Source organism: Pseudomonas kurunegalensis (genome assembly GCF_030291635.1).
Lineage (GTDB): Bacteria > Pseudomonadota > Gammaproteobacteria > Pseudomonadales > Pseudomonadaceae > Aquipseudomonas > Aquipseudomonas monteilii.
On the sequence record NZ_CP127871.1, the window covers coordinates 2,908,431 to 2,933,570 of the forward strand.

Annotated in this window: 25 protein-coding genes and 2 pseudogenes; 18 read left to right on the top strand and 9 right to left on the bottom strand. The window is 62.8% G+C overall.

The genetic code is table 11. From position 1 onward, the window contains the following. Positions 1–60 precede the first annotated feature (60 nt). Complete coding sequence (paaY, locus tag QQ992_RS12950) at positions 61–660, bottom strand: phenylacetic acid degradation protein PaaY (protein ID WP_286113740.1); 600 nt, start codon at positions 658–660, stop codon at positions 61–63. Between the two features lie 349 nt (positions 661–1,009). Between paaY and paaF the strand changes: the two genes are divergently transcribed. The 15 genes and pseudogenes from paaF (at position 1,010) to paaZ (ending at position 16,445) form a co-directional block, all read left to right on the top strand. After that, entirely contained in the window at positions 1,010–1,783 is a 774-nt protein-coding gene (paaF, locus tag QQ992_RS12955) for a 2,3-dehydroadipyl-CoA hydratase PaaF (protein ID WP_286113742.1), read from the top strand. A gap of 34 nt (positions 1,784–1,817) precedes the next feature. Then, positions 1,818–2,609 (top strand): 2-(1,2-epoxy-1,2-dihydrophenyl)acetyl-CoA isomerase PaaG, encoded by a 792-nt coding sequence (gene paaG / locus QQ992_RS12960; RefSeq protein WP_286113744.1) that lies wholly within the window; start codon positions 1,818–1,820, stop codon positions 2,607–2,609. 2 nt (positions 2,610–2,611) lie between these two features. Next, a complete protein-coding gene (gene paaH, locus QQ992_RS12965) occupies positions 2,612–4,129 on the top strand; it encodes a 3-hydroxyacyl-CoA dehydrogenase PaaH (RefSeq protein WP_286113745.1) in 1,518 nt (505 codons plus the stop codon). Next, on the top strand, positions 4,122–4,562 hold the full coding sequence (gene paaI, locus QQ992_RS12970) for a hydroxyphenylacetyl-CoA thioesterase PaaI (protein WP_286113746.1): 441 nt from the start codon (positions 4,122–4,124) through the stop codon (positions 4,560–4,562). The genes paaH and paaI overlap by 8 nt, the downstream gene beginning before the upstream one ends. Next, positions 4,555–5,775: a 3-oxoadipyl-CoA thiolase gene (pcaF, locus tag QQ992_RS12975; RefSeq protein ID WP_286113747.1), complete on the top strand. Its 1,221-nt coding sequence runs from the start codon at positions 4,555–4,557 to the stop codon at positions 5,773–5,775. Before paaI ends, pcaF begins: the two co-directional genes overlap by 8 nt. Positions 5,776–5,896: 121 nt before the next feature. After that, entirely contained in the window at positions 5,897–7,216 is a 1,320-nt protein-coding gene (gene paaK / locus QQ992_RS12980) for a phenylacetate--CoA ligase PaaK (RefSeq protein WP_119369986.1), read from the top strand. 214 nt (positions 7,217–7,430) lie between these two features. Further along, complete coding sequence (paaA, locus tag QQ992_RS12985) at positions 7,431–8,420, top strand: 1,2-phenylacetyl-CoA epoxidase subunit PaaA (RefSeq protein WP_025754119.1); 990 nt, start codon at positions 7,431–7,433, stop codon at positions 8,418–8,420. A gap of 25 nt (positions 8,421–8,445) precedes the next feature. Then, positions 8,446–8,727 (top strand): 1,2-phenylacetyl-CoA epoxidase subunit PaaB, encoded by a 282-nt coding sequence (gene paaB, locus QQ992_RS12990; RefSeq protein ID WP_004374528.1) that lies wholly within the window; start codon positions 8,446–8,448, stop codon positions 8,725–8,727. Between the two features lie 8 nt (positions 8,728–8,735). Beyond that, positions 8,736–9,494, top strand: a complete 759-nt coding sequence (paaC, locus tag QQ992_RS12995; RefSeq protein ID WP_286113749.1) for a 1,2-phenylacetyl-CoA epoxidase subunit PaaC — start codon at positions 8,736–8,738, stop codon at positions 9,492–9,494. Continuing rightward, positions 9,481–10,014, top strand: coding sequence for a 1,2-phenylacetyl-CoA epoxidase subunit PaaD (paaD, locus tag QQ992_RS13000; protein ID WP_016715219.1), 534 nt, complete (start codon positions 9,481–9,483; stop codon positions 10,012–10,014). The genes paaC and paaD overlap by 14 nt, the downstream gene beginning before the upstream one ends. A 15-nt stretch (positions 10,015–10,029) precedes the next feature. Further along, entirely contained in the window at positions 10,030–11,106 is a 1,077-nt protein-coding gene (gene paaE, locus QQ992_RS13005) for a 1,2-phenylacetyl-CoA epoxidase subunit PaaE (RefSeq protein WP_286113750.1), read from the top strand. 107 nt (positions 11,107–11,213) lie between these two features. Further along, complete coding sequence (locus QQ992_RS13010) at positions 11,214–11,522, top strand: DUF485 domain-containing protein (RefSeq protein WP_119369989.1); 309 nt, start codon at positions 11,214–11,216, stop codon at positions 11,520–11,522. After that, positions 11,513–13,081, top strand: a pseudogene (locus tag QQ992_RS13015) (cation acetate symporter); the annotation flags it as partial. The gene QQ992_RS13010 and the pseudogene QQ992_RS13015, both read left to right, overlap by 10 nt. A 39-nt stretch (positions 13,082–13,120) precedes the next feature. Continuing rightward, a complete protein-coding gene (locus QQ992_RS13020; RefSeq protein ID WP_110741038.1) occupies positions 13,121–14,353 on the top strand; it encodes an OprD family porin in 1,233 nt (410 codons plus the stop codon). 37 nt (positions 14,354–14,390) lie between these two features. Further along, on the top strand, positions 14,391–16,445 hold the full coding sequence (gene paaZ / locus QQ992_RS13025; protein WP_286113753.1) for a phenylacetic acid degradation bifunctional protein PaaZ: 2,055 nt from the start codon (positions 14,391–14,393) through the stop codon (positions 16,443–16,445). A gap of 66 nt (positions 16,446–16,511) precedes the next feature. On the opposite strand, the gene QQ992_RS13030 is transcribed toward paaZ, so the two are convergent. From QQ992_RS13030 to QQ992_RS13040, 3 genes are all read right to left on the bottom strand, one after another. Further along, entirely contained in the window at positions 16,512–16,781 is a 270-nt protein-coding gene (locus QQ992_RS13030) for a DUF6555 family protein (protein WP_105948210.1), read from the bottom strand. Between the two features lie 114 nt (positions 16,782–16,895). After that, complete coding sequence (locus QQ992_RS13035; RefSeq protein ID WP_105948167.1) at positions 16,896–17,105, bottom strand: con-10 family general stress protein; 210 nt, start codon at positions 17,103–17,105, stop codon at positions 16,896–16,898. Between the two features lie 171 nt (positions 17,106–17,276). Further along, positions 17,277–17,828: an ATP-dependent Clp protease proteolytic subunit gene (locus QQ992_RS13040; protein WP_286113756.1), complete on the bottom strand. Its 552-nt coding sequence runs from the start codon at positions 17,826–17,828 to the stop codon at positions 17,277–17,279. A gap of 169 nt (positions 17,829–17,997) precedes the next feature. Here QQ992_RS13040 and QQ992_RS13045 point away from each other — a divergent pair, with 169 nt between their 5' ends. The 3 genes from QQ992_RS13045 to QQ992_RS13055 are packed head-to-tail and all read left to right on the top strand — an operon-like array spanning position 17,998 to position 20,935. Next, entirely contained in the window at positions 17,998–18,783 is a 786-nt protein-coding gene (locus QQ992_RS13045) for an endonuclease/exonuclease/phosphatase family protein (protein ID WP_286113757.1), read from the top strand. Continuing rightward, complete coding sequence (gene clsB / locus QQ992_RS13050) at positions 18,780–19,982, top strand: cardiolipin synthase ClsB (RefSeq protein WP_286113759.1); 1,203 nt, start codon at positions 18,780–18,782, stop codon at positions 19,980–19,982. The genes QQ992_RS13045 and clsB overlap by 4 nt, the downstream gene beginning before the upstream one ends. After that, the gene (locus QQ992_RS13055; RefSeq protein ID WP_286113761.1) at positions 19,982–20,935 is read left to right on the top strand and encodes a lysylphosphatidylglycerol synthase domain-containing protein; all 954 of its coding nucleotides are present in this window, start codon (positions 19,982–19,984) and stop codon (positions 20,933–20,935) included. The genes clsB and QQ992_RS13055 overlap by 1 nt, the downstream gene beginning before the upstream one ends. Before the next feature lie 18 nt (positions 20,936–20,953). Here the strand turns inward: QQ992_RS13055 and QQ992_RS13060 are convergent, their stop codons facing one another. The 5 genes and pseudogenes from QQ992_RS13060 to QQ992_RS13080 all read right to left on the bottom strand — a co-directional run bounded on the left by QQ992_RS13060 (position 20,954) and on the right by QQ992_RS13080 (position 25,137). Then, complete coding sequence (locus QQ992_RS13060) at positions 20,954–21,541, bottom strand: 5'-methylthioadenosine/S-adenosylhomocysteine nucleosidase family protein (protein WP_286113762.1); 588 nt, start codon at positions 21,539–21,541, stop codon at positions 20,954–20,956. A 117-nt stretch (positions 21,542–21,658) separates the two neighbouring features. Further along, positions 21,659–21,784 (bottom strand): annotated as a pseudogene (locus tag QQ992_RS13065) (con-10 family general stress protein); the annotation flags it as partial. Between the two features lie 204 nt (positions 21,785–21,988). Next, positions 21,989–23,272 carry an NTP/NDP exchange transporter gene (locus tag QQ992_RS13070; protein ID WP_286113934.1) on the bottom strand — a complete coding sequence of 428 codons (1,284 nt, stop codon included), beginning with the start codon at positions 23,270–23,272 and terminating at the stop codon, positions 21,989–21,991. Between the two features lie 4 nt (positions 23,273–23,276). Further along, complete coding sequence (locus QQ992_RS13075; RefSeq protein WP_286113764.1) at positions 23,277–24,185, bottom strand: aldo/keto reductase; 909 nt, start codon at positions 24,183–24,185, stop codon at positions 23,277–23,279. Between the two features lie 88 nt (positions 24,186–24,273). Next, complete coding sequence (locus tag QQ992_RS13080; protein ID WP_119369999.1) at positions 24,274–25,137, bottom strand: Dyp-type peroxidase; 864 nt, start codon at positions 25,135–25,137, stop codon at positions 24,274–24,276. Positions 25,138–25,140: the final 3 nt, after the last annotated feature.

Consider the following 25,140-nt stretch of genomic DNA (forward strand, 5'->3'; position numbering starts at 1 on the left):
ATAAAGCACCGACTATACCTGTGCGGCGGGCCGCCTGGCCATTGCGTGACGCAACCAGGCTCATGCCGTCGCCTGGCCTTTGGGCCTGATACCTGTGTCTTCCATACGCAGCCGCCCTGCTTCAACCTCGGCCAGTGGCGGGCATTCGACCATGGTGTTCATGCAGCGCTGCGCCAGTTGCTGGTATTGCGCAGTGCCGCGCTGCTTCCAGGCCAGCTCCTGCTCGCTCAGGCGCCGTTTCATCTGGGCTGGCGAGCCCATTACAAGGCTTTGAGCTTCGCACTCGAAGCCGGCTTTGACGAAGCTGGTAGCCGCTACGATGCAGCGTGGTGCGATATGTGCACCATCCATCACCACCGCATTCATCCCGATCAAGGCGTCCTCGCCCACTCGGCACCCGTGCAACACGGCGCCATGTCCGATATGCCCGTTGCGTTCTACCACGGTATCGCCGCCCGGAAAGCCATGCATTACGCAGGTGTCCTGCAGGTTGGCACCCTCCTCCAGCACGATACGGCCGAAATCACCCCGTAGCGATGCCAATGGGCCTATGTAGCAACCAGGACCGACGATGACATCGCCGATCAGCACTGCACTGGGGTGTACGTAGGCTGATGGATGCACCACGGGCGTCAGGCCGTCCAGTCGATAGCAAGGCATGGCAAAATTCCTGAAATGATTTGAAATTCTGTTAGAGCTTGTATCACAAGCAGCTTGGTCGTCAATCGTGTATCGCTTCTCTGATGGGTGGCAAATCGGGAAAACCCTGGGGGATAACGATGAATAATAGCTAGATGAAACGTTTTACCGGAAGGTTATCGATGCCCGTTTTTGAGCTTTAGAAACGAATAAAGAGATACATAAAAGTATTTTTATCGTTGCATATCGGTATCGCATAATGCATATACTGGCTGCACCTGGTCGTGATCCAGCATCACGCCTTGCAAAAAACAATTCCAAGAAATGCCGGCGCCACGATGTGCCGTGCGTGTAGCCAGAGGAACCCGACATGCCGCGATATCTCGATGTGCAGGCGCCCGAACTTGGCGTTCAGCTCATCACCTTGCAACGGCCTGAGGCCCTGAATGCCTTGTGCACCGAGCTACTGGCAGAGCTGGCTGAGGCCTTGCAGCTTGCCGAGGGCGACGAGCAGATACGCGCTGTAGTGATTACCGGCAGCCCCAAGGCATTTGCCGCAGGTGCCGACATCCGTGAGATGGCCGAGCGCGACCTGGTCGGCATTCTCAACGACCCTCGTGTGGCCCATTGGCAAACGATCGCTGCATTCGCCAAGCCGCTGATTGCCGCCGTGAACGGCTACGCACTGGGTGGCGGTTGCGAGCTGGTGATGTGTGCCGACATCGTCATTGCCGGTACCGACGCCCGTTTCGGTCAGCCGGAAATCAACCTCGGCATCATCCCCGGCGCCGGTGGCACCCAGCGCCTGTTGCGCGCTGTCGGCAAACCGTTGGCCATGCAGATGGTGTTGACAGGTGAAGCGATCACCGCCCGCCACGCCCTGCAGGCCGGCCTGGTCAGCGAAACCACTCAACCCGAACTCACCGTGGAACGCGCCCTGCAGGTTGCCCGCAGCATTGCCGCCAAGGCGCCCCTGGCTGTGCGCCTGGGCAAGGAGGCGTTACTGAAAGCCGGCGACACCGACCTGGCCAGCGGCCTGCGTTTCGAACGGCATGCCTTCACCCTGCTTGCCGGTACCGCCGACCGCGATGAAGGCATCCGGGCATTCCAGGAAAAGCGCCAGGCCCGCTTCCAGGGCCGCTGACCATTTTTCCCTCGACTGACGGAGCGAGTCTGTCATGACTTTCCAGCACATCCTGTTTTCCATCGAGGACGGCGTCGCCCTCCTCTCGCTTAACCGCCCCGAACAACTGAACAGCTTCAACACCGCCATGCACCTGGAAGTGCGCGAGGCACTCAAGCAAGTACGCCAGAGCAGTGATGCGCGAGTACTGCTGCTGACAGGTGAAGGCCGTGGCTTCTGCGCCGGCCAGGACCTGTCCGACCGCAACGTTGCCCCAGGTGCCGAAATGCCAGACCTGGGTCAATCCATCGACAAGTTTTACAACCCGCTGGTGCGCACATTGCGCGACCTGCCGCTGCCGGTGATCTGTGCGGTCAACGGCGTGGCCGCTGGCGCCGGTGCCAACATACCGCTGGCCTGCGACCTGGTACTGGCTGCCCGCTCTGCAAGCTTCATTCAGGCGTTCTGCAAGATCGGCCTGGTGCCAGACTCTGGTGGTACCTGGCTGCTGCCACGCCTGGTCGGCATGGCACGGGCCAAGGCCCTGGCCATGCTGGGCGAGCGCCTTGGCGCCGAGCAGGCCCAGCAGTGGGGGCTGATCCATCGTGTAGTGGACGATGCCGCATTGCGTGACGAGGCCCTCACCCTCGCCCGCCAGCTTGCCACCCAGCCCACTTACGGTCTGGCCCTGATCAAGCGCGGCCTCAATGCCAGCTTCGACAATGGCTTCGATGAGCAGCTGGAGCTGGAGCGTGATCTGCAGCGCCTGGCCGGGCGCAGCGAAGACTACCGCGAAGGTGTAAGCGCCTTCATGAACAAGCGCACGCCAGATTTCAAGGGGTGCTGAACATGAGCGCACTCGCAAGCGATGTGCTGGTGGCGGTGATCGGTGCGGGTGCCATGGGGGCCGGCATCGCCCAGGTCGCGGCCCAGGCCGGTCACCCGGTGAAACTGTACGACAACCGCCCAGGGGCTGCTGCCCAGGCTGTGGCCGGTATTGATCGGCAGCTCACCCGGCTGGTGGAAAAAGGCAAGTTGCAGGCAGCCGAACACGAAATGATCCGCCTGCGGCTATGCCCGGTCGACACCCTTGAAGCATTGGTTGATGCCGGCTTGGTGATCGAAGCCATCGTCGAGAACCTGCAGGTCAAGCAGACGCTATTGCGTCAGCTCGAAGCCCTGTGCGCCGAGGATTGCATACTCGCCAGCAACACCTCGTCGTTGTCCATCACCAGCCTGGCCGCCGGCCTTGCACGCCCGCAACAGGTAGTTGGCATGCACTTCTTCAACCCGGCGCCGCTGATGGCGTTAGTCGAAGTGGTGTCGGGCCTGGCAACCGAACCGGCAGTGGCCTCTTGCATCTACGATACCGCCCAAGCCTGGGGTAAACAGCCAGTGCACACGCGTTCGACGCCGGGCTTTATCGTCAACCGTGTGGCGCGGCCTTTCTATGCCGAAAGCCTGCGCCTGTTGCAGGAAGGTGCAGCTGACTGCGCCAGCCTCGATGCACTGTTACGCGATGCGGGTGGTTTCCGCATGGGGGCGTTCGAACTCACCGACCTGATCGGGCACGACGTCAACTACGCCGTCACCTGCTCGGTGTTCGAAGCGTTCTATGGAGATTTCCGCTTCCAGCCTTCGCTGGTGCAAAAAGAGCTGGTGGATGCCGGACGCCTTGGTCGCAAGACTGGCCAAGGCTTTTATAGCTATGCCGAAGGCGCCGAACGGCCAGCACCTGCTGAACTGTGCAGCCTCACCAGCGCCGAAGCCTGCGTCATCGAGGGGCACTTGGGTGTCATGCAGCCACTGGTAGAGCGCCTGAGCCTCAACGGCGTTGCCGTCACCCGGCGTGCAGGTAGCGGTGTGATCCTGGTCGGCGATGCCACCCTGGCACTGTCCGATGGCCGCCTCGCCAGCCAGCGCGCCCGTGAAGATGGCCTGCGCAACCTGGTACTGCTCGACCTCGCACTGGACTACAGCACTGCCACGCGAATAGCCATCAGCTGGTCGGCGGACATCACCGAAAGCGCACGCGACCAAGCCGTGGCCCTGCTGCAGCGCGCCGGGCTCAAGGTCACGGCGGTCGCCGACCTGCCTGGCCTGGTGGTGCTGCGCACCGTGGCAATGCTTGCAAACGAAGCCGCCGATGCCGTGCTGCAAGGTGTCGGCAGCGCCGCCGACATCGACCTGGCCATGCGCGCCGGCGTCAATTACCCCTGCGGTCCGCTGGCTTGGGCCGGAAATATAGGTATTGCCCACACCCTGCGCGTGCTCGACAACCTGCAGCGCAGCTACGGCGAGAGCCGTTACCGCCCTTCCCTGTTGTTACGCCGCTGCGAAGCCAAAGGAGGCACCCTGCATGACTGAAGTGGAACTGGCACACGCCTGTGCCGACGCCATGTACGCCCGCGACCAAGCCACCCAGAGCCTGGGCATCACCCTGCTGGATGCCGGCCCAGGCCGCGCCAGCCTGCGCATGCCGGTACGTGCCGACATGATCCAGGGCCATGGCACCTGCCATGGCGGCTTCCTCTTCGCGCTGGCCGACTCGGCATTTGCCTTCGCCTGTAACAGCTACGATGAGGCCACCGTGGCGCTGGGCTGCAGCATCGACTACCTGGCCCCGGCGTTGCGCGACGACGTGCTCACCGCCCACGCCAGCGAGGTCAGCCGCAAGGGCCGCACCGGCCTGTACGACGTGCGCATCGATAACCAGCGCGGTGAGCTGGTGGCGATGTTCCATGGCAAATCCTACAAAGTGCGCGGCACCGTGCTGGCGCAGGAGACGCAAGATGAATGAACACACTCTGCCCGATGCCTTGATCATCGATGCCGTGCGCACCCCTATTGGCCGCTACGCCGGCGCCTTGAGCGGCGTGCGGGCCGATGACCTCGCCGCAATCCCGCTAAAGGCTTTGATTCAGCGCCACCCCGAACTGGACTGGAAAGCGGTCGACGACGTTATCCTCGGCTGTGCCAACCAGGCCGGTGAGGACAATCGCAATGTGGCGCATATGGCCAGCCTGCTGGCCGGGCTGCCGATCGAGGTGCCGGGCACTACCATCAATCGCCTCTGCGGTTCTGGCCTGGATGCCATCGGCAACGCTGCCCGCGCCCTGCGTTGCGGTGAAGCCGGGCTGATGCTTGCCGGGGGTGTGGAGTCGATGTCGCGTGCGCCGTTCGTGATGGGCAAATCGGAGCAGGCGTTTGGCCGCGCGGCGGAGCTGTACGACACCACCATCGGCTGGCGTTTCGTTAACCCGCTGATGAAGGCCAGCTACGGCACCGACTCGATGCCGGAAACCGCCGAAAATGTCGCCGAGCAGTTTGGCATTTCCCGTACCGATCAAGACGCTTTCGCCCTGCGCAGCCAGCACAAGGCCGCTGCAGCCCAGGCTCGTGGCCGTCTGGCGCAGGAAATCGTGCCGGTCGAAATCCCGCAGCGCAAAGGCCCGCCCAAAGTGATCGAGCACGACGAGCACCCTCGTGGCGATACCACGCTCGAGCAACTGGCCCGGCTCGGGACGCCTTTCCGTGAAGGTGGCAGCGTAACCGCGGGCAACGCCTCCGGGGTCAATGACGGCGCCTGCGCCCTGCTGCTGGCCAGTAGCGCGGCTGCCCGCCAACACGGCCTCAAGGCGCGCGGCCGTATCGTCGGCATGGCCGTGGCCGGGGTCGAGCCCCGGCTGATGGGCATCGGCCCGGTACCGGCAACCCGCAAGGTGCTGGAATTGACGGGGTTGTCGCTGGCCGACCTCGACGTCATCGAGCTAAACGAGGCCTTTGCGGCCCAAGGCCTGGCGGTGTTGCGCGAACTGGGCCTGGCCGATGACGACCCGAGGGTAAACCGCAACGGCGGTGCCATTGCCCTGGGTCACCCACTGGGCATGAGCGGTGCACGCCTGGTAACCACTGCCTTGCATGAGCTGGAAGAAACCGCCGGCCGCTACGCCCTGTGCACCATGTGCATCGGCGTTGGCCAGGGCATTGCGATGGTCATCGAGCGCCTCTGAGCGGATCAGACCATCTGCCTGTTACCCAACCGAACGCAGCCGTATATGCTGCGCTCATGACACTCACCGCGCGGCCTGCAACCGGTGCCGCGCGGCGTACAAGAACAATTCGAGTGAAGCCATGAACATGTACCATGATGCCGATCGTGCCCTGCTGGACCCGATGGAAACCGCCAGTGTCGACGCCCTGCGCCAGCACCAGCTGGAGCGGCTGCGCTGGAGCCTGAAGCACGCCTACGACAATGTGCCGCTGTACCGCAAGCGCTTTGCCGAGTGCGGCGCCCACCCCGACGACCTCAAAAGCCTTGAAGACCTGGCGAAGTTCCCCTTCACCGGCAAGAACGACCTGCGTGACAACTACCCCTACGGGATGTTCGCCGTGCCTCAGGAAGAGGTGGTGCGCCTGCACGCCTCAAGCGGCACTACAGGCAAGCCGACGGTGGTTGGCTATACGCAGAATGACATCGACACCTGGGCCAATGTCGTCGCCCGCTCGATCCGCGCGGCCGGAGGGCGTAAAGGTGACAAGGTGCACGTTTCCTACGGCTATGGGCTTTTCACGGGCGGCCTTGGCGCGCATTACGGCGCCGAGCGACTCGGCTGCACGGTAATCCCGATGTCTGGCGGCCAGACCGAGAAGCAGGTGCAGCTGATTCGCGACTTCCAGCCTGACATCATCATGGTCACCCCGTCCTACATGCTCAACCTGGCTGACGAGATCGAGCGCCAGGGCATCGACCCGCACGACCTCAAGCTGCGGCTGGGCATTTTCGGCGCTGAACCCTGGACCGACGAGCTGCGCCGCTCGATCGAAGGGCGACTGGGCATCAATGCCCTCGACATCTATGGCCTGTCGGAAATCATGGGCCCTGGGGTCGCAATGGAGTGCATCGAAACCAAGGACGGCCCGACCATCTGGGAGGACCACTTCTACCCCGAGATCATCGACCCGGTCACCGGCGCAGTGCTGCCAGACGGCCAGCTCGGCGAGCTGGTGTTCACCTCGCTGAGCAAAGAGGCGTTGCCGATGGTGCGCTACCGCACCCGCGACCTCACCCGCCTGCTGCCAGGCACCGCTCGCCCTATGCGACGGATCGGCAAGATTACCGGTCGCAGCGACGACATGCTGATCATTCGCGGGGTCAACGTGTTCCCGACCCAAATCGAGGAGCAGGTACTTAAAATAAAACAACTCTCAGAGCTTTATGAGATTCACCTGTATCGCAATGGTAACCTGGACAGTGTCGAGGTGCACGTGGAGTTGCGCGGGGAGTGCCAGCACCTTGATGAAGGTCAGCGCAAGCAGGTGGTCGGTGAGCTGAGCAAGCAGATCAAGACCTACATTGGCATCAGCACCCAGGTGCACCTGCAGCCTTGCGGCACGCTCAAGCGCTCCGAAGGCAAGGCCTGCCACGTGTTTGATAAACGGTTGGCCAGCTGATTCATTCGGCTGCCTTTTCGGCCCCGGCTCAGTCCGGGGCTTTTTTTTGCGTGTTGCACGCCCTGACAGGGGCTGCGCGATCCTTCGGGGGCGGTTTTGCCCGCGAAGAGGCCTGAAAGCGATACACAAATCTTATTTGATACACACAAAACAGTTTGACGTTATGTTTTGTATCACTTACAAATGACTCATGCCTTAGCAGGAGTCGCAGCACATGTACGCACAGCTAGTGGAAACCGGAGTCAAGCGCGTCAAGTCGCTGGAAGAGATGTCGCCCGAAGAGCGCAACTTCCAGGAAAAGATCGACGCTGAAATCAAGATCGAAGCCAAGAACTGGATGCCCGAGGCCTACCGCCAGACCTTGATCCGGCAGATCTCCCAGCACGCCCATTCGGAAATCGTCGGCATGCTGCCCGAAGGCAACTGGGTCACCCGCGCCCCCAGCCTCAAGCGCAAACTGCAACTGATGGCCAAGATCCAGGACGAAGCCGGCCACGGCCTCTACCTGTACAGCGCCATGGAAACCCTGGGCGCCGATCGCGATGAAGAAATCGCCAAGCTGCACAGCGGCAAGGCCAAGTATTCGAGCATCTTCAACTACCCCACGCTCAGCTGGGCCGACATGGGTGCCGTGGGCTGGCTGGTGGATGGCGCCGCCATCGTCAATCAGGTGGTCTTGCAGCGCACCTCCTACGGCCCCTACTCCCGCGCGATGATCCGTATCTGCAAGGAAGAAAGCTTCCACCAGCGCCAGGGCTACGAAATCCTCCTGACCATGATGCGCCATGGTACCCAGGCCCAGCGCGACATGGTGCAGGACGCCATCAACCGCCTGTGGTGGCCCTCGCTGATGATGTTCGGCCCAAGCGACGAACATTCACCCAACAGCGCCCAGTCCATGGCCTGGAAGATCAAGCGCCAGACCAACGATGAGCTGCGCCAGCGCTTCATCGACCAGACCGTGCCGCAGCTCGAACTGCTCGGCTGCACTGCCCCCGACCCTGAGCTGAAGTGGAACGCCGAACGCGGTCACTACGACTTTGGCGAAATCCAGTGGGACGAGTTCTACGAAGTGATCAAGGGCAATGGCCCGTGCAACCAGGAACGTGTCGCCACCCGGCGCAAGGCCATCGAGGACGGTGCCTGGGTACGCGAGGCCGCAGTGGCCTACGCGCGCAAGCAACAGAACAAGAACGCCGCCTGAGCGGCGATTGATGCGGAGATCGAAAATGTCTGTCTGGACCCTCTACGAAGTGTTCGTGCGCAGCAAGCACGGCCTTAACCACAAGCACGTTGGCAGCGTCCACGCCGCCGATGCCGCCATGGCCATCGAGAACGCCCGCGAGCTGTACACCCGCCGCAGCGAAGGCGTCAGCCTGTGGGTGGTGCCCTCGGCGCTGATCACCGCGTCGTCCCCCGACGAGAAAGACCCGCTGTTCGCCCCTTCGGACGACAAGGTCTACCGCCATGCCAGCTTCTACGAACTGCCCGACGAAGTCGGACACATGTGAGGTTGGCCATGCACAACGAAGCCCTTATCCCCTACCTGCTGCTGCTTGGCGACAGTGCCTTGGTACAAGGCCAGCGCCTTTGCGAATGGTGTGGCCACGCCCCGGCTATCGAAGAAGAACTGGCCCTGATGAACGTCGGCCTCGACCTGGTCGGCCAGGCGCGCAATTGGCTGGAGTACGCCGCCGAGCTGCTGGCTGACGGCCGCGACGCCGATGCCCTGGCCTTTCGCCGTGACGAGCGAGCCTACCGCAACCTGCTGCTGGTCGAGCAACCTAACGGCGACTACGCCGTGACCATGACCAAGCAGTTCCTCTACGACGCCTGGCACTTCGCCCTGCTGCAGGGGTTGGCTGGCTCCAGCGATGAACGTATCGCCGGTATCGCCGCCAAGGCCTTGAAGGAAGTCACCTACCACCTGCGCCGCTCCAGTGAGTGGGTACAGCGCTTGGGTGGCGGCACGCCAGAGAGCCGCCAGCGCATGCTTGCCGCCATTACGGCACTGTGGCGTTTCACGGTCGAGCTGACGGCTGGCAGCGACAATGAAGTGCAGCTGGCCAAAGCGGGTATCGCTGCCGACCCCGGTGCCGTGGGTGCTGCCTGGCTCAAGCAGGTGAGCGAAACCTTCGCCTCGGTCGAACTGCCGCTGCCAAAGGCTGCCAGCCACTTCTACCTGGACGGTCGCAAAGGCTTGCACACCGAGCACCTGGGCCTGCTGCTGGCCGAAATGCAATTCCTGCCAAGGGCCTACCCCGATGCAACCTGGTGAGCTGATTGCCGGCGACCGGGGTGCGCGGGCGCTGCAAGGTGACGACCTCGCCCGGGCATGGGCGGTGCTTGGCCAGGTCATGGACCCGGAAGTGCCCGTGGTCAGCGTGGTCGACCTGGGGATCGTTCGCGACCTCGACTGGCGCGCCGGCCACCTTCACCTGGTGGTTACCCCGACCTACTCCGGTTGCCCGGCCACTGAGGTGATCGAAGGTGATATCCGCCAGGCGCTGGAACAGGCCGGTTTCGCCGCGCCAGACCTTGAGCGTCGGCTGACCCCGGCATGGAGCACTGACTGGATCAGCGAACTGGGCCGCGAGCGCCTGCGGGCTTACGGCATCGCGCCCCCCCAAGGCAGCGCCAGCAAGCGCAGCCTGCTCGGCGAAGTGCCCCAGGTGTGCTGCCCGCAGTGCGGCAGTGCCCATACCGAATTGCTCAGCCAGTTCGGCTCCACTGCGTGCAAGGCGTTGTACCGCTGCCGCGAGTGCCTGGAGCCGTTCGACTATTTCAAATGCATTTGAGCCGTGGAGAACGCCATGAGCCAGTTTCACAGCCTGACCATCAAGCAAGTGCGCAACGAGACCCGTGACGCGGTGTCGATTGCCTTCGACGTGCCCGAGCACCTGCAAGCACAGTTTCGTTTCACCCAGGGCCAGTACCTGGTCATGCGTACCCAGCTGGACAACGAAGAGGTTCGCCGCTCCTACTCCATCTGCAGCGCCGTCCAGGACGGTGAGCTGCGCGTGGCCGTAAAGCGCATGCCGGGCGGGCGTTTCTCGGCGTTTGCCAATGATGTGCTCAAAGCCGGCCAGCAACTGGACGTGATGCCGCCATCGGGCAGCTTCTTCGTACCGCTGGACCCTGCCCGCCAGGGTAATTACCTGGGCGTGGCCGCCGGCAGCGGCATAACCCCGATTCTGTCGATCATTGGCACCACCCTGGACCGTGAGCCGCACAGCCGCTTCACCTTGCTGTACGGCAACCGCTCCAGCTCTGGCGCGTTGTTCCGCGACAAGCTCGAAGACCTGAAAAACCGGTATCTCGACCGCCTGAACCTGATTTTCGTATTCAGCCGCGAGCAGCAGGATGTCGACTTGTACAACGGTCGCATCGACGCTGACAAGTGCGGCCAGCTGTTCTCGCGCTGGCTGGACGTTCCAGGCCTGGACGCGGCCTTCATCTGCGGCCCCCAGGCGATGACCGAGACCGTGCGCGACAGCTTGCAGGCCAACGGCCTGGGCAAGGAGCGCATCCATTTCGAGCTGTTCGCCGCTGCCGGTAACGAAGCACGACGTGAAGCCCGCGAAGCGGCGCGCCAGGTGGACGCAGCGCTCAGCCACATCACCGTGATCAGTGACGGACGCGCGCTCACCTTCGACTTGCCACGCAACACCCAGAACGTGCTGGACGCCGGCAATGCCATCGGCGCCGAGCTGCCCTACTCCTGCAAGGCCGGCGTGTGCTCTACCTGCAAGTGCCGGGTGATCGAAGGCGAAGTGGAAATGGACAGCAACCACGCACTGGAAGACTACGAAGTGGCGGCCGGGTATGTGCTGTCGTGCCAGACCTACCCGGTGAGCGACAAAGTGGTCCTCGATTTCGACCAGCTTTGAGACCGAGTCGCCTGCTTCGCGGGCAAGCCCGCGAAGAGGCCATCAGCGACACCGCAACACCCGCGTGACCTCAACAAAACAATTACAACACCCAGAGATCGCAACCCATGACACCCGAACGCATAGAAAGCATCGCCAACCACCCCGACTTCCAGCACCTGGTACGGCGCAAGCGCCGCCTCAACGGCAGCCTGACCCTGGCCATGCTGGTGATCTACTACGGCTTCGTCCTGCTGGTGGCGTTTTCGCCCAGCACCCTCGGCCAGTCCCTCAGCGGCGGCGTGACCACCGTGGGCATGCTGGTGGGTGTGCTGATGGTGCTGCTGTCCTTCGCCCTGACCGGCATCTACGTGCACCGCGCCAACAACGTGCTCGACCCGCTCAACGACAAGGTCAAGCAGGAGTACGCACAATGAACTGGACTGCCATCTCGATGTTCATGGTGTTCGTCTGCTTCACCCTGCTGGTCACTCGCTGGGCGGCCCTGCGCACCCGTTCGGCCAGCGACTTCTATACCGCCGGCGGGGGGCTGACCGGCATGCAGAACGGCTTGGCCATCGCCGGCGACATGATCAGTGCCGCTTCCTTCCTGGGCATCTCGGCCATGATGTTCATGAACGGCTACGACGGCCTGCTGTATGCCCTTGGCGTGCTGGCCGGCTGGCCGATCATCCTGTTCCTGATCGCCGAGCGCCTGCGCAACCTGGGCAAGTACACGTTCGCCGACGTGGTCAGCTACCGCCTGGCACAAACGCCGGTGCGCCTCACATCGGCGTTCGGCACCTTGGTCGTCGCATTGATGTATCTGGTCGCGCAGATGGTCGGCGCCGGCAAGCTGATCGAGCTGCTGTTCGGCATCAGCTACCTGTACGCGGTCATGCTGGTCGGCGTGTTGATGGTGGCCTACGTCACCTTCGGCGGTATGCTCGCCACCACCTGGGTGCAGATCATCAAGGCCGTCATGCTGCTGTCGGGCACCAGCTTCATGGCCTTCATGGTGCTCAGGCATTTTGGCTTCAGCACCGAAGCCATGTTCGCCAGCGCCGTGGCCGTGCATGCCAAGGGGCAGGCGATCATGGCCCCGGGTGGCTTGCTGTCCAACCCGATTGATGCCATTTCCCTTGGCCTGGGCATGATGTTCGGCACCGCTGGCCTGCCGCATATCCTGATGCGCTTCTTCACCGTCAGCGACGCCAAGGAAGCACGCAAGAGTGTGTTCTATGCCACCGGCTTCATCGGCTACTTCTACCTGCTGCTGATCGTCATTGGCTTTGGCGCCATCGTCATGGTCGGCACCGAGCCGTCCTACCGCGATGCCACCGGTGCCATCATCGGCGGCGGCAACATGGTCGCCGTGCACCTGGCTCAGGCCGTGGGCGGCAACCTGTTCCTTGGTTTCATCTCTGCCGTGGCCTTCGCCACCATCCTGGCCGTGGTCGCCGGCCTGGCGCTGTCTGGCGCATCGGCTGTGTCCCACGATCTGTACGCCTGCGTGTTCCGTCAAGGCAAGGCCACCGAGCAGGAAGAAATGCGTGTGTCGCGTATCGCCACCCTGCTGATCGGCCTGCTGGCGGTGATCCTCGGCCTGCTGTTCGAGTCGCAGAACATCGCCTTCCTCTCCGGCCTGGTACTGGCAGTGGCTGCCTCGGTCAATTTCCCGGTGCTGCTGCTCTCGATGTTCTGGAAGGGGCTGACCACCCGTGGCGCGGTGTGCGGCAGCATGGCTGGACTGGTTTCGGCCGTGCTGCTGGTGGTGCTTGGCCCGGCGGTGTGGGTCAACGTGCTGCACAACGAAAAAGCATTGTTCCCTTATAGCAACCCGGCGTTGTTCTCCATGAGCCTGGCGTTCCTCAGTGCCTGGGTGTTCTCGGTCACCGACAGCTCTGAGCGTGCCACTGAAGAGCGCGGCCGCTACCTGGCCCAGTTCATCCGCTCCATGACCGGTATCGGCGCCGCCGGCGCCAGCAAGCACTGACTTCAAGGACGAACAACCATGTCGGGTAAAACAACAACAATGAACCGCACGCACTTCATGTCAGCTGCCTGGCTGGCCACCCTCGCATTGCCATTGCCGGCGATGGCAGACTTTATCAGCGACAGCCACGCACGGCTGGAGCTGCGTAACCACTACATCAACCGCGACTTCCGCCAAAGCAATGCCCCGCAGGCCAAGGCCGAGGAATGGGGCCAGGGCTTTACCGCGAAGCTGGAGTCGGGCTTCACCGAAGGCCCGGTCGGTTTTGGTGTTGATGCCATGGGCCAGCTGGGTATCAAGCTCGACTCCAGTCGCGACCGCCGCAACACCGGTCTGCTGCCCTTTGGCCCGAACAGCCATGAACCGGTCGATGACTACAGCGAACTGGGCCTGACCGGCAAGGTGCGCGTGTCCAAGAGCACACTGCGCCTGGGCACGCTGCAACCCATCTTGCCGGTGGTGGTCTACAACGACACCCGCCTGTTGGCGTCGACCTTCCAGGGTGGCCTGTTGACCAGCCAGGACCTTGATGGCCTCACCTTCAACGCCGGCCGCCTGACCAAGGCCAACCTGCGCGATTCCTCGGGCCGCGACGACATTGGCTACGGCGCTGCTACCAGTGACCACCTGGACTTCGGCGGTGGCAGCTATGCCATCACCCCGCAAACCAGCGTCAGCTACTACTACGCCAAACTCGAAGACATCTACCGCCAGCAGTTCGTGGGCCTGATCGATACCCGCCCATTGAGCGAAGGTGTAAGCCTGCGCAGCGACCTGCGCTACTTCGACAGCCGCAACGACGGCGCCGAGCGTGCCGGCAACATCGACAACCGCAACTTCAACGCCATGTTCACCCTCGGCGTGCGGGCGCACAAGTTCACCGCCACCTGGCAGCAGATGTCCGGCGACAGCGCGTTCCCGTTCGTCAACGGCGGCGACCCGTTCACGGTCAACCTGGTCACCTACAACACCTTCACCCGTGCCGGGCTGGACTCATGGCAAGTGCGCTATGACTACGATTTTGTGGCGATGGGCATCCCTGGCCTGAGTTTCATGACCCGCTACACCGACGGCCGCCACGCCGAAACCGCCACCGTCAGCAATGGCCGCGAGCGCGAACGCGACACCGACATCACCTACGTCATCCAGAGCGGCCCGTTCAAAGACGTGAGCCTGCGCTGGCGCAATGTCACTTTCCGTTCCGGCAATGGCCTGACCAATGCCGTGGACGAAAACCGTCTGATCATCGGCTACACCCTGGCGCTGTGGTAACAGCGCGCCCCTACATTTGAACAGCATGGAGAACAGCATGTCTGCCGCCCCTACCCTGCAAAGCTTCATTGCCGGCCGTTGGCTGGGCCAGCATGGCGCTCAGGCCCTGCGCAGTGCCCTCGACGGTCACGTGCTGGCCTACAGCCATGAAGAACGTCCGGACTTCGCCGAAGCCGTGGACTACGCCCGTGCCCGGGGCCTTGCCTCGCTGATGGCCATGGATTTCCAGCAGCGCGCCCAACGCCTCAAAGCGTTGGCCCTGTACCTGGCTGAACGCAAGGAACAGCTCTACGCCCTTTCGCACCACAGCGGCGCTACCCGTGCCGACAGCTGGATCGACATCGAGGGCGGTAACGCCACGTTGTTCTCGTACGCGGGTATTGGCAGCCGTGAGTTGCCGTCGGGCAACCTGGTGCACGAAGGCCCTGCCATTGCGCTGGGCAAACAAGGCCATTTCGCCGGCAGCCACATCCTGGTGCCGCGTGCAGGCGTTGCGGTGCACATCAACGCATTCAACTTCCCCATCTGGGGCATGCTGGAAAAATTCGCGCCGACCTTCCTGGCCGGCATGCCTTGTATCGTCAAGCCTGCGACCTCCACCAGCTACCTGACCGAAGCTGTCGTACGCCTGATGAACGCCTCCGGCCTGCTGCCGGAAGGTAGCCTGCAACTGGTGATCGGCAGCACGGGCGACTTGCTCGACCGCCTGCAAGGTCAGGATGTAGTGACTTTCACCGGCTCTGCCGATACCGCTGCCAAATTGCGCGTCACGCCGAACCTGATACGTAATTCGGTACCGTTCACCGCAGAGGCGGACTCGCTGAACTGTGCCATCCTCGGGCCGGACGTAAACCCGGACAGCGAAGAGTTCGATCTGTATATCAAGGAGGTGGTGCGTGAAATGACCACCAAGGCCGGGCAGAAATGCACGGCCATCCGCCGGGCCATTGTGCCGGCCAGGCACATCGATGCCGTTGCCACACGCTTGCGCGAGCGCCTGAGCAAAGTCGTGGTTGGCGACCCCTCGCTGGAAGGCGTGCGCATGGGTGCCCTGGCCTCCCACGACCAGCAGCACGACGTGGCCGAGCGGGTACGCAGCCTGCTGCAAAGTTGTGACCAGCTGTTCGGCGCCAGCGATGGTTTTGCTCCGCGCGGCGAAGGTGTCGCTGAGGGCGCGTTCTTCGCCCCGACCCTGCTGCAATCCCGCGATCCGCATGCCGAAGGCGGCGCTCACGATATCGAGGCGTTCGGGCCGGTCAGCACCCTTATGGCCTATGACGACTTGGACGAAGCCCTGGCCCTGGCCGCACGGGGTAAAGGCAGCCTGGTGGCGACCCTGGTCACTGCCGACCGCAGCGTGGCCGCCAAGGCCATTCCGGTGGCGGCAGCCTGGCACGGCCGCCTGCTGGTGCTCGACAGTGAAGCTGCCAAGGAGTCCACCGGCCACGGCTCGCCACTGCCACAGCTCAAGCATGGCGGCCCGGGTCGTGCGGGTGGCGGTGAAGAGCTGGGCGGCCTGCGTGCGGTCAAGCACTACTTGCAGCGCGCCGCTGTGCAGGGCTCACCGAGCATGCTCACAGCGGTGACTGGCGAGTATGTGCGCGGCGCTGAAGTGATCGAGACTGAAGTGCACCCGTTCCGCCGCTACTTCGAGCAACTTCGTATCGGCGAGTCACTGCTTACCCATCGTCGCACCGTGACAGAAGCCGACCTGGTCAACTTTGGCTGCCTGTCGGGCGACCATTTCTACATGCACTTCGACGAGATCGCGGCCAAGGAGTCGCAGTTCGGCAAGCGCATTGCCCATGGCTATTTCGTGCTGTCGGCGGCAGCCGGCCTGTTCGTGTCGCCAGGTGCCGGGCCGGTGTTGGCCAACTATGGCCTGGATACCCTGCGCTTCATCAACCCGGTGGGCATCGGCGACACCATCCAGGCGCGTTTGACCTGCAAGCGCAAAATCGACCAAGGCAAGACCAGCCCGTTGGGCCAGCCGCAGGGTGTGGTGGCGTGGGACGTGGAAGTCACTAACCAGCTGGGTGAGCTGGTGGCCAGTTATGACATCCTGACCCTGGTGCTGAAGCAGCCGGAATGATGGCTTGACCTCGCCGGCCGCTTCACGGGTTCAACCACGAAGTGGCCGGCAGCTTCAGGTGTGGCATCAACGCATTGCCGCCGGATCCCCCACCGACTGGTTCGGCTTGCTCCCCGAAATTCGCCAGGTCACTGCGGTAATCCCGTAGCGCTCGGCCATGGGCCGGCTGATTTTCCGGATTTTTTCGCGCCCGAACTTGGGAATGATGCCGATGCCCGCATCGCAACTTGCCCAATGCCAGGCCTCGGCATTGTCCAACCGCTCCAGACGGATGATGAAACTGCGCGGCTGGCCATGCAGTTGGTAATCGATGATGTACAGTTGTGGGCTAGGCATCGCAGGGGCCTCCTCTTCTCCATGGATGACAACCTGATTGATTCGGGCATGGCCAGATAATTCAAAATTTTGTCGAACAATTGCAGCCTGCAACCCGACACCCGGCCCGCTCAATCACTGGCTGCGGCCGCCCCCGTGACTGTTCTGTCCACCTTTGCGGCCCGCTTCCGACGCCCGTTGGCGATCATTGGCAAAATTGCCCCCAGAAGCCTGGCCCCCCTTCTGCCCGGCGCGGGAAGCACGCTCCCGGTCATTGGCGAAATTACCTGGATTGGTTTCTTTGCTGCCACCACGCTGGCGGGTTTGCGCTTGGTCCTGTGCCATGTCGTTTCTCCTTGCGAGGGATTGGCGAGTTGCATGGGTACGCGCCATGCCTTAGTTACGAGGCGCTGAACACGGGCTCTGCTCAATGTTTTTGTCAGCGACTGACCAGCGGCACGAAATACACGGAGCCAAGAAGTTTGCGTGGCGTACATGCCTTGGAGAATTGGCTTGTCAGGCATGCACACTCCACTGAACCGCATCCCGCTCGATCGGCATTTCATCAATGGCATGGATCATCCCGTTTTCCAGCGCTTCCCGTGGCTCCAGTATTCGCGGGTTCGCCATCAGATACCGTGGCACATCCAGCACTTCGGCCGCCCCCGCAGTCCGCTCGGCAACGATCTGCGCATACAGCTGCAAATCATAATCCAGGCTCATTGCATACTCGGCCATCCGCGAGTGGTCCACCGCTCCATGCAAGGTCCAATGAAACGGATGGAACAGAAACTTGCTGAAACTGCAGGCCGTGCGCCGCTCACCAGCCAGGAACAGGATGTTGCCCATCGACTCCACCGTGCCCAGGTTGTGCGTATGCACCTCCACCGGCAGCGCCCGCAGGAAGTTGTACAGGGTAAACCCGTAGCTGCACTCGCCCCCCATGGTGGCGATGTTCAACTGCAGCACTTCGGCACCCTGTTGCAATGCCCGCGAACAGGTATTGATGAGGTTGCCACAGGTTGACGAGTTGATCGGCCCGGTGAAATGAATGATGTGTCGTGCCATGTTTGCCTCCAGGGTAGGCAGGTCATTCCTTGGTCTGGCGGGTATGCGGTGGAAACGCAAGCCGCCGCAAAGTTCAACCCGACATCAACGTTTCCGTTGGTCATGCATGCTGAACCCCAAGTGATCTGCACCGGTCGCACGTTCAAAGCAACCGAATGGAGGGGGCCTTGTGAACAAGACCCTGCCCGCCCCAAACCGCATCATCGACAAGGTCACCGCGGTACGCCGGCTCAATGTGCTGACGCTGAACGTGCACAAGGGTTTCACCTTTTTCAATCGGCGCTTCATCTTGCCGGAGCTGCGCGAAGCCGTGCGCGCCACCGGCGCCGACCTGGTGTTTTTGCAGGAAGTGCACGGTAGCCATGAACGACATGCCCTGCGCCACCCTGCCTGGCCAGAAGCGCCCCAGTACGAGTTTCTCGCCGACAGCATGTGGCCGCAGTTCGCCTATGGCCGCAATGCCGTGTACCCCCATGGCGATCACGGCAATGCGTTGCTGTCGAAGTTCCCCATCCGTAGCTACAACAACCTGGACGTTTCGGTGCAAGGCAACGAGCAGCGCGGGCTGCTTCATTGTCAGTTGGAGGTGCCGGGCCACGAACAGATGCATGCCATATGCGTACACCTGGGCTTGCGTGAGGCCCACCGGCAAAGCCAGGTAAAGCTGCTGCTGGACCTGCTGATCAGCTTGCCGCCAAAGGCGCCCGTCATCGTTGCCGGCGACTTCAACGACTGGCGGCTGAAGGCCGACGCCGTACTGTGCGAGCACTTGATAGAAGCGTTCGGCGAGCATTTTGGCTCCCCGGCGCGCAGCTTTCCTGCGCGCCTGCCGCTGTTGCGGCTGGACCGCATCTACTTGCGCAATGCAATGCCGGGCAATGCCCAAGTGCTGTCGAACTACCCGTGGTCGCATCTGTCCGACCATGCCCCATTGGCGGCGGAGGTCAACCTGTGAACCGACCTTGGGTAGACGGCAACAACGTGCAGTTGCTGATCAATGGCGAACAGTATTACCCCCGTGTGTTCAAGGCGATGGCCCAGGCGCGCGAAGAAATACTGCTTGAGACCTTCATCATCTTTGACGACAAGGTCGGCCAGCAACTGCAACAGGTATTGATCGGAGCCGCCCGGCGCGGAGTGCGTGTGGAGGTGGTGGTGGATGGCTACGGCACTGCCGATCTGCCAACGGCTTTCATATCCGCCATGACCGATGCGGGGGTCAGTTTCCATGCATTCGACCCGCAGCCGCGCCTGGTAGGTCTGCGAACCAACCTGTTTCGGCGCCTGCACCGCAAGATCGTGGTCATTGACGGAGCGCGCGCCTTCATCGGCGGCATCAACTACAGCGCAGACCACCTGGGTGACTTTGGCGCCATGGCCAAGCAGGACTATGCCGTGGAGGTGACCGGCCCGGTGGTGGCGCAGGTGCACGCGGCCAGCAAACGCCTGATGTCGACGGTGTTGCAGCCGCCCAGTGCGGTCCGGCCCGTTACCGAGCCCGCCGGGGCCAGCAGCGCCGTGCTGGTGGAACGCGACAACGGGCTGCGCAGTACCGATATAGAAAACCATTACCTGGAGGCATTTCGTGGTGCCAGGCAGCGCATCGTGGTCGCCAACGCTTACTTTTTCCCGGGCTACCGGCTGATGCGTGAGCTGCGCAATGCGGCCCGACGTGGCGTGGATGTGCGGCTGATCCTGCAGGGCCAGCCTGACATGCGCTGGGTCCGGGCACTCTCGCGGCTGTTGTACAACTACCTGCTACGCGACGGCGTGGCCATTCACGAATATTGCCAGCGTCCTTTGCATGGCAAGGTGGCGCTGGTGGATGACGAGTGGGCCACCGTTGGCTCCAGCAACCTCGATCCTTTGAGCCTGTCGTTCAACCTGGAAGCCAACCTGTTCATCCGGGACCGCGCGTTCAACCAGCAACTCAACCGGCATCTGCAGGCGTTGGCCTGCGACCAGTGCAAGCCGGTCACGCTGGAACGCATGATTCGCGGTTACTGGTGGCGGGCCCCGCTGATCTTCGTGTGTTTTCACGTGATTCGGCATTTCCCGCGCATTGCCGGCTGGTTCCCGGCACACCGCCAGCGTTTGCGCTCGGTACAGCCGGAAGTCGAGGCCCAGCCGGACCTGCACGAGGGCAATACCTGATGCCGCGCACAAACTGGCAAACCCGGGGCAAACGCGTGTTGACGATGGCGTTCCTGATTCTGGTACCCGTGCTGCTTTACCTGCTGGCACGCAACCTGGACTGGAACGAAGTGCGCCAATCGTTGCTGGCGTACAAACCCGGCACCTTGGTCATCGGCTTTGCAGTTGCGCTGTGTAGCTACCTGACATTCGCCAGTTACGACCTGCTGGCACGGGCCTACACTGGTCATCATTTGCCGGTTCGGCAAGTGCTGCCAATCGCTTTCGTGTGCTATGCATTCAACCTCAATTTCACGACCTGGGTGGGCGGTGTTGCCCTGCGTTACCGGCTTTACAGCCGCCTGGGGCTGGACACGCCCACCATCACGCGCATTCTCACCCTGGGCCTGCTGACCAACTGGATGGGCTACATGTTGCTGGCCGGCACGGTGTTCGCCCTGGGCCTGGTCGAGCTACCCAACAATTGGGCGGTGGGTGCCACCGGCCTGCGCCTGATCGGTGTGCTGTTACTCGGTATTGCCGTGAGCTACCTGCTGGCCTGCGGTTTTGCCAAAAAGCGCACGTGGCGCTGGCGCAACCACGAAGTGACTTTACCTTCACTGCGCCTGGCGCTGTGCCAAGTGGTACTGGGTGCCAGCAACTGGGCGCTGATGGCGTTACTGATCTTCTGGTTGCTGCCGGGGGAAGCGTTCTACCCGTCGATACTGGGCATTCTGCTGATCAGTTGCGTGGCAGGTGTGGTCGCACATATCCCGGCCGGGCTGGGGGTGCTGGAGGCGGTTTTCCTGACCCTGCTGCACGGGCAAATGGCCCAAGGCACGCTGGTCGCTGCCCTGCTCGGCTATCGCACGTTGTACTACCTGTTACCGCTGCTGCTGGCCGTGATTACCTACCTCATCCTGGAACAGCGCGCCAAGGCCATGCGCCAGCGTGACAAGCCCGCCCAGACCTGACAAGGGCCGTTGACCGGATCACCCCTGGCTGAACAGCACCCGCTTGAACGCCTCGGCCGCCAGATGCACCTGCACTGCCCAGTCATCTGCGGCTTCACTGCCGGCATCGTCGGAAATGTACTTCAGGCATACAAACGGAATGCTTTCGCCGCGTGCGATCAATGCCAGCACATAGGCTTCCATGTCGACCACGTCATAAGGCGCATCGCCATGGTTGGTCTCGAAGCTGTCGCCGCTACCACAGGTTTCCAGTGCCAGGCCCGGGATTGCGGTGCCGTGCTCCAGAACCACCGGGATGTCCGACAGCGGTGTTTCATAACGGGCAAAGCCCAGTGGGGTCACGTCCATGTCGCGTTGCACGAAGCGGTTACAGCACACCACCTCGCCCTTGCCATGGCGCTGACTGCCCGCCGAGCCCAGGTTCACGATCAGCTTTGGACGGTGCGCCGCAATGGCTTTGGTCAGGGCGATGGCAGCATTCACTTTGCCAATACCGGTGAATACGGTGCGCACCTCGGTGAATACATCGCCAGCCTCGGCCTCGAGGGCGAAGACGAATAGCGTGTCATCCAGCGAAATGTCAGGGAATTGCTTGATCAGCATCATGGAGCAGATGATTCCGGGTGGCTGCAAGGGGCGCCGCCATTGTCGGCCAACCTTGGCTAATTGCAAACCCCCGGATCATTGCAGTGCCAGGTCGCCCCGGCACTGCGCTTAGGTCACTTACGAGCGGCCGCCCTTGCGGCCCGACTCGCGATCGTGGGGCATGTTGCTGCCCGAAGACTGGCCGCCCTTGCGCCCGGCTTCGGAGGCCTTTTCTCGGTCATTGGCGAAGTTGCCCGGGTTCTTGCTACCACCCTGGCTGCCTTGTTGATTGCCGGTACGGCTGTTTTCTTTGTTGGCCATGGTCTTGAAACCTCGTATGACTTGGGTGTGCACGGCACGTTGCCGTACACAGGTTGTGAGTACGGCCTCCTCGGGGGATTCGGTTTATCGCAAAGGGTTCGGACCGGTGGCGTTAAATAAGCGACAACGCCATATTTGGGGCGCCTGTCAGTCGTGCGGCGGGCTATCCAGGCGAGCTTGTCGGCGGCCAAGCCAGCCACCGGTCACTGCCCAGCCCAAGGCAATCAATGCGCCGATGAGCATCGCCAGTTGCGGGTGCTCGCCCATCACGTCCAGTGCCCGCTTGACCCAACCGCTCAAGGCATCGCCACCCCGGTAGACCACCGTGTCGATGAAGTTCTTGGCCTTGTACTTGTCCTCGGCCGGCAGCACCGTGAACAGCATTTCCCGCCCAGGCCGCACCAGTGCGTATTCGCCCGCTCGGCGCACCACCATGACCACCACGAACACGGCGAACACCGGGGCCAGCGCCAGCCACACAAAGCCCACCGCCATCACCAGCGGCACCGCTACCAGCAACACCCCCACGCCCAACCGACGCGCCAGGCGGCCCGTGAGGAATACCTGGGTAAGGATGGCCAATGCCTGCACAATGGTGTCGATCAGGCCGAACACCTGGGTTTGCCGGGTGCGATCGGCAAAGGTTTCGCTGACGATACGTGCCTGCTCGAAATACAAGAAGGTGCTGACGCTGGCCAGCAATACGACGAACAGCGCGATCCCCAGCAGATACGGCGAGCACAGTACGGCGGTGGCACCGGCAAACGGGTTGCCGCCCAAAGGTCGCGATCCCGAGCGTTGGGGGTGTTCCGGCAGAGGTTGGCGTGCTCGCCAGCGTTGCAGGAACAAGGCCGCGCCACTGCTGCCCAGCAACAAAACCGCCGCCAGCACCAGCAGCCCGGCATGGCCCAGCGGCGCCACCAGCAAGGTGCCTAGCAGGGGGCCACTCAGCCCGCCCAGGCTAGCCCCGGCTGCCAACAGGCCGAACAAACGCTTGCCTTGCGCGGTGGAAAACAGATCAGCAAGCACGCTCCAGGCCAGGGAGATGGTCAGCAGGTTGAATACCGACAGCCAGATGTAGAAGGCCCGGGCCGCCCACAAGTCGTCAGGGGCAATTGCGAACAGGACGGCGAACAGCAGCAGGTTGCTGGCAAAGAAGCCATAGGTCCACGGCAGGATGAGCCTGCGCTGCACCCTGGACGCCAGCCAGCCGAACAGCGGCAGGCACGCCAGGGTGGCAATGAAGGTGCCGGTGAACAGCCATTGCAGGTTGTCCACCCCACCGGCAATACCCATGGTTTCGCGCACCGGGCGCAGCATGAAGTAACCGGTGAACAGCAAATAGAACAGCAGCAAGCCGGCGATGACCGCCGGCCCCTCGCCGGGCTTGATGTTCAGCCCTTGATCGAGCCGCCGCCGCCACGCTTCCATCGTGTCAGGCAAACTGCTTGATCAGCGCCTGTTGCTGCGCCTGACTAAGCAGGGGTTCATGCCCTGCTTTCAGCTGGTCGAGCTGGCGTTCGGGCCGGCCGGTGGCAGGGATGACCGTGGTCACCGCCGGATGGCTGATGGCAAACTTCAGAAACAGCTGCGCCCAGCTGCCGATGCCTGCTTCTGCGGCCCAGCCGGGCAACGCCTGGTCCTTGACCCGGGCAAACAGGCGGCCATCGTCGAAAGCGCGGTTGATCAGCACCGCAACACCTTTGTCCTGGCAAAGCGGCAGTAGTTCGCGGGCGGCGTCGGGGGCGTTGACCGAGTAGTTGATCTGGATGAAGTCCAGCGGCTCGCTGCGCACGATGCGGGCGACTTCGTCCTGGCCACTGTTCAGGTAATGGGTGATGCCGACGTAACGGGTCTTGCCCTGCTGCTTCAGCTCACGGGCATAGGGCAGCTGGGTCTGCCAATCACGCAGATTGTGTATTTGCAGCAAGTCGACTTTGTCGGTACGCAGGCTCTTCAGGCTGCCGGCCCACTGTGCTTCGGCCTCGGCCCGGCTGTTGGCAGCGATCTTGGTGGCTATGAAGCACTGCCGGTGCCAGTCACCCTCCTCGAGCAACTGGCCGAGTATGCTGTCGGCGCCACCATAATTGGGCGACGTATCGATCACCCGGCCACCGCCTTCAAAAAAGGCCTTGAGCACGATTTTGAGCTGCGCGTACTGAGCCGAGCCTGCGTCCACTTCGAAACTGCCCGAGGTACCGGCACCGATCACCGGCAACGCTTCACCGGTGGACGGCACTTTACGGGTCAGCAGGCCGGCCGGGCTGGCGGCATGCAGCCAAGGGGCCGCCGCCAGCAAGCTCAAGGCGGCACTGGCGCGTAGGACATCACGACGTGCGTACATGGAGAGCTCCCGTCATGAATCGGAAACTTTCAAGGCTAGTCGCTCTGCTCCGCGCCAGCGGGTGTTTCTGTATCTGGATGTTTAGTGATCAGGCCTGCAGCAGCTGGCTCAGGTCGACACCCGCGTCGCCCATCGGCGGGCACCAGTAATAGCCACCGGTCAGTGGCCGGCTGAAGCGGTACAGGCCGTCGATGATGCCGTCCTCCAGGCCGCTCATGCGCCGCAGTTGCACCTCGAATGCATCGAAGCTGTGACCCAGGGCGACAAAGGCCAGGCCGGCACCGCGCTGGTCGGCCCAGGCGACCGAGCGACGCACCATGAACGCCTCGGGCTCGAAGCTTTCCTGGGCGGTGCGCTTGACGTGTGCGGACTCGGGCGCGTCGTCGAGCTCTTCGTTGTCGCTCAGGCGACGGCCGATAATGTTGTCCTGGTCGGCCTGGGGCAACGACTTGAAGTATTCCAGGTCGTGCTTCCACAGCTGGAACGCGGCAAAGCTGGAACCATCGCTGGCAATGGCCGCTTGCACCGCATCTTCATCCACCGGGTTTTCGGTGCCGTCTTCGTAGCCTGTCAGGTCATGGCCGCCACGGTGCAGGAAGCCATCAACGCTGTCCGCCAGGCGCAGGGCCGGTGCCAGTGCCTGCTCCAGGGCGTGGGCACGCAGTAGCAGGTCGCCGCGCTCGTTCCCGCGCAACCACAGCCACAGGGCGTGCTGAGTGCTCGGGTTTTCAACGGCGGCATCCAGCAGCGGGAAGGCGCGCAGGCCGGGCACTTCGCGGCCCAGGGCCTTGGCCAGCGGGGCGCCGACACCCAGCAGCAGCTGTTCGCCATCGACCTGCGGCAGCAAGGCATCGAGCGCAGCTGGCAACGCCTCGGGCGACTGCAGGGTGAAGAACAGGTGACGGGCGTGGGCCGGCACAGGGTTGGCAAGCAGACCTTGCTGGAACGGCATGAC